Here is a 3,779-nt window from a genome sequence, read left to right as displayed (position 1 = left end):
CGCGCAGAGGCACCGCGAGGTCTTCGAACCGGGTGTCGGCGCCGAGGGCGCGCTCCAGCAGGTGCCGCAGCGGCGCGGGCGAGTTCAGGTGCGTCTTGGTCGTGATGAGCCGCCCGAACTGGGCGAACAGCGAGTCGCCGTAGACGGCGTTCGCCTCGGGCGAGGTCCAGGCGTCGAGCAGGCGCTCGATGACGGCCGGCGTGGGATCGGATGCGACGAGTGCGCCGTTGATCGCGCCGATCGACGTGCCCACCACGAGGTCGGGGCGGATGCCGCGCTCGAGCAGGCCGCGCAGCATCCCGATCTCCACGGCACCGCGGACACCGCCGCCGCCCAGCACGAAGGCCACCGTCATGCCCACACCCTATTGCGGCGCGGGCATGACGGCCGGGTCAGCGCGTGAGGGTGTCGACGTAGTCGCGGTTGTCGGCGATCCACTTCGCCACGACCGGGCCGTAGTCGCCGTCGCCGCCGTCGCCGAACATCGCATCCTCGAGCGAGTACAGCAGCTCGTTGTCCATGCGGAACGCCTCCAGCCACGCCGACACCTCGGGGAACTCGTCGGCGAAGCCGGTCGAGGTCACCGTGTGGATGCCCTCCGCATCGCCGAGCAGTCCGTCGGGGTCTTCGAGGTCCTTGATCGGGAACGCGTTGTACGCCCAATGCGGCCGCCACAGCGTCACGGCGACGTCGCGCCCGGCATCCGTCGCCGCCTGCAGCTCGGTGAGCATCGCGGGTGTCGACGACGTCACGAACTGCATGCCCTCCAGGCCGTAGCCGGGGATCACGTCGTTCTGCGTGACGGTCACGAGGCCCGAACCCGACTCGATGCCCACCAGGCGGTTGCCGAACAGGTCGGCGTTCGCGGCGAGCTCGGTGAGCGAGTCGATCGGGGCGTCCTCGTTCACCGCGATCGTGAGCTTGGCCTCGTCGTTCCACGAGCCGAGGTCGACCAGGTCGTCGCCGTACGTCTCCATGTACTCGGCGTGCGTGAGCGGCAGCCAGGTGTCGAGCGTCAGGTCGTACTCGCCCTTCGCGATCCCCGTGTAGGCCGCGGCGGGGTCGGCGTACACGAGGTCGACGGCGTATCCCTCGTCTTCGAGCACGGCCTTCCACAGCTCGGACGCGGCGATGCCCTCGTCCCAGCCGTTGAACACCGCCACGGTGATGCGGCCCTTGCCGGTGTCGGTGCCGGCGCCCGACTGGACGACGGCGCCGTTCACGAGCAGGGCTGCGGTGCCGGCCAGTGCGAGGCCGGCGGCGATCATGCGTCGCTTGGTCATGTGCGGGTCCTCTCGGTTCAGACCGCGACCGGCTGGCGGTCGCCGGCGATGGCGGTGGCCTCGGGAGCGGATGCCGCGGCCGGCGACCCCGCGGAGGTCGGGGTGACGGCATCCGGCGCGGGCTGGCGCCTGCGCTCACGCGGCGCCGAGAATCCCGACGTCACGCGGTCGAGGATCATCGCGAGGATCACGACCGACAGGCCCGCCTCGACGCCGAGGGCGATGTCGATGCGGCTGAGGCTCTGCACGACGGCGCCGCCGAGCCCGCCGGCCCCGACCATGCCCGCGATGACGACCATCGACAGGCTCAGCATGATCACCTGGTTGACGCCGGCCATGATGCTGGGCATCGCGAGCGGCAGCTGGATCTGCCGCAGGATGCGTCCTGGCGAGGCGCCGAACGCGTGGCCGGCCTCGACGATCTCGGCGTCGACCCCGCGGATGCCGAGCTCGGTGAGCCGCACGCCCGGTGCGAGCGCGAAGATGATGGTCGCGACCATTCCCGGCACGGGTCCCACACCGAAGATCAGCATCGCGGGGATGAGGTAGACGAACGCGGGCATCGTCTGCAAGAAGTCGAGCACCGGGCGCAGCACGGCCGAGACGCGGTCGCTGCCGGCGGCCCAGATGCCCAGGGGCACCGCGATCACGATGGCCACGGCCGCGGCGAGGATGACCAGCGCCAGCGAGTCCATCGCGTTGGACCACTGGCCGACGGCGACGATCACGAGCAGCCCCAGCGCGCTGCCGATGGCGAGCATCAGCCCTTTCGACCAGTAGGCGAAGGCGGCGATCACGAGGATGACGGCCCAGAACGGCGGCGCCGACAGCGAGGCGTCCAGCCAGTCGTAGAGGCCGCCGAAGATCACCGCCACGACGTCGAAGAAGCCGCCGAGGGCGTCGATGAGCCAGCGGACGGCTCCTTCCACCACGTCGCCGAGGGGCAGGCGGAACGTGTCGTTCATCGGGCGGCTCCTTCCGTCGCGGCGGGTGCATCGTCGGCGGGTGCGCCGGCGGCGAGGCGGGTGGGCGGCGCGGCACGGCCGCCGAGGGTGGTGGTCGCGGCCGCGGAGGACTCGACGGTCGCGAGGGTCTGGGTGATCTCGCTCGCCGGCACGCTGGCCGGCACGTCGATGATCGGGTTCTCGCGGGTCACCGCGGGCACGTCGCCGAGGGCCGCCAGCAGGGTCACGCGCGGGATCGTGCCGACGAGGCGCCCGGCGTCGTCGATCACGGCCACCGGCACCGGACTCTCGACGGCGCGCTCGACCACGTCGGCCAGCGGGTCGTCGACATGGACCGCGGGGCGGCCGGTGCGGACGAGCGAGCGAAGATCGGTCGTTCCCGCCTTCACCGCGCGGATGACCGCACGATCGGTGACCGTGCCCAGGAAGCGGCGGTTCTCGATCACCGACACCGAGCCCACCTGCAGGTCGCGCATGACGCGCAGCGCCCCGCGGACGCCGGCGCTCACCGGCGTCGTCGCGACCGGCGGGGCCATGACGGACCCCGCCGTCAGCACGCGAGCGCGGTCGACGTCCTGCACGAACTGCGCGACGTAGTCGTTCGCGGGGTCGGTGAGGATCTCTTCGGGCGTGCCGGTCTGGACGATGCGGCCGTCGCGCATGACGGCGATCCGGTCGCCGAGGAACATCGCCTCGTTCAGGTCGTGCGTGATGAAAACGATCGTTCGGCCGAGCTCGCGCTGCAGCTCGATGAGCTGCTCCTGCATCTCTCGGCGGATGAGCGGGTCCAGCGCCGAGAACGCCTCGTCCATGAGCAGGATGTCGGTGCCGGCCGTCAGCGCGCGGGCCAGGCCGACGCGCTGACGCATGCCGCCGGACAGCTCGTCGGGCATCGCATCGACGCGGTCGCCGAGCCCCACCTTGCCGAGGATCTCTCGCGCGCGCTCGCGCCGCTCGTCGCGGCCGACACCCTGGATCTCGAGCGCGTAGGCGGCGTTGTCGAGCACCGTGAGGTGCGGCAGCAGCGCGAAGTGCTGGAACACCATCGAGATCGAACGGCGGCGGATGCCGCGCAGCGTCTTGGGCGAGGCATCCACGACGCTCTTCCCCTGCACGCGCACGTCGCCGGCGGTGGGCGCGAGCAGTCCGTTGAGCATGCGGATCACCGTCGACTTGCCGGAGCCCGAGAGCCCCATGATGACGAAGATCTCACCGGGCTGGACGGTGAAACTCGCGTCGATGACGGCGGCGGATCCGGCGTCGGCGACGTCGGCGCGCGTCGCGCCGGCGCGGAGCCGCCGGACCGCGTCCTTGGGATTGCGTCCGAAGACCTTGAACAGGTTCTTCGCCTCGATGGCAGGCGGAAGCGTCACTGTGCACCTCGGCAGCTCCGGTGCAGGAGCTGCATCGGTCGCGCCCGGGTGGCGGCCGCTCTCGCAGCGGATGTCGGATCCGCGCCGCGGCCGCCGACCGTACGCTCGCCGGTCTGACGCTCGGGTGAACGTCACCAGCGACCGCGGACTGGTCGGTG

General features: G+C 71.4%; 4 protein-coding genes. All 4 read right to left on the bottom strand.

Annotated elements, in window-relative coordinates:
• A partial coding sequence (locus ACTHNQ_RS19025) for a patatin-like phospholipase family protein (RefSeq protein WP_440335507.1) occupies positions 1 to 355 on the bottom strand: 355 nt, incomplete at its 3' end.
• A gap of 37 nt (positions 356 to 392) precedes the next feature.
• Positions 393 to 1,283, bottom strand: a complete 891-nt coding sequence (locus tag ACTHNQ_RS19020; protein WP_440335506.1) for a glycine betaine ABC transporter substrate-binding protein — start codon at positions 1,281 to 1,283, stop codon at positions 393 to 395.
• 17 nt (positions 1,284 to 1,300) lie between these two features.
• Positions 1,301 to 2,248 (bottom strand): ABC transporter permease, encoded by a 948-nt coding sequence (locus tag ACTHNQ_RS19015; RefSeq protein WP_440335505.1) that lies wholly within the window; start codon positions 2,246 to 2,248, stop codon positions 1,301 to 1,303.
• Positions 2,245 to 3,621 (bottom strand): quaternary amine ABC transporter ATP-binding protein, encoded by a 1,377-nt coding sequence (locus tag ACTHNQ_RS19010; RefSeq protein WP_440335504.1) that lies wholly within the window; start codon positions 3,619 to 3,621, stop codon positions 2,245 to 2,247. Before ACTHNQ_RS19010 ends, ACTHNQ_RS19015 begins: the two co-directional genes overlap by 4 nt.
• Positions 3,622 to 3,779 lie beyond the last annotated feature (158 nt).

Source organism: Microbacterium sp., from assembly GCF_051953575.1.
In the GTDB taxonomy this organism is placed as follows: Bacteria; Actinomycetota; Actinomycetes; order Actinomycetales; family Microbacteriaceae; genus Microbacterium.
This window is presented reverse-complemented; position numbering and strand designations above follow the sequence as displayed.

Bases quoted from the DNA above. Each gene is read 5' to 3' on its own strand.
- ACTHNQ_RS19020 (WP_440335506.1), bottom strand. From the start codon at position 1,283: ATGACCAAGCGACGCATGATCGCCGCCGGCCTCGCACTGGCCGGCACC.
- ACTHNQ_RS19015 (WP_440335505.1), bottom strand. From the start codon at position 2,248: ATGAACGACACGTTCCGCCTGCCCCTCGGCGACGTGGTGGAAGGAGCC.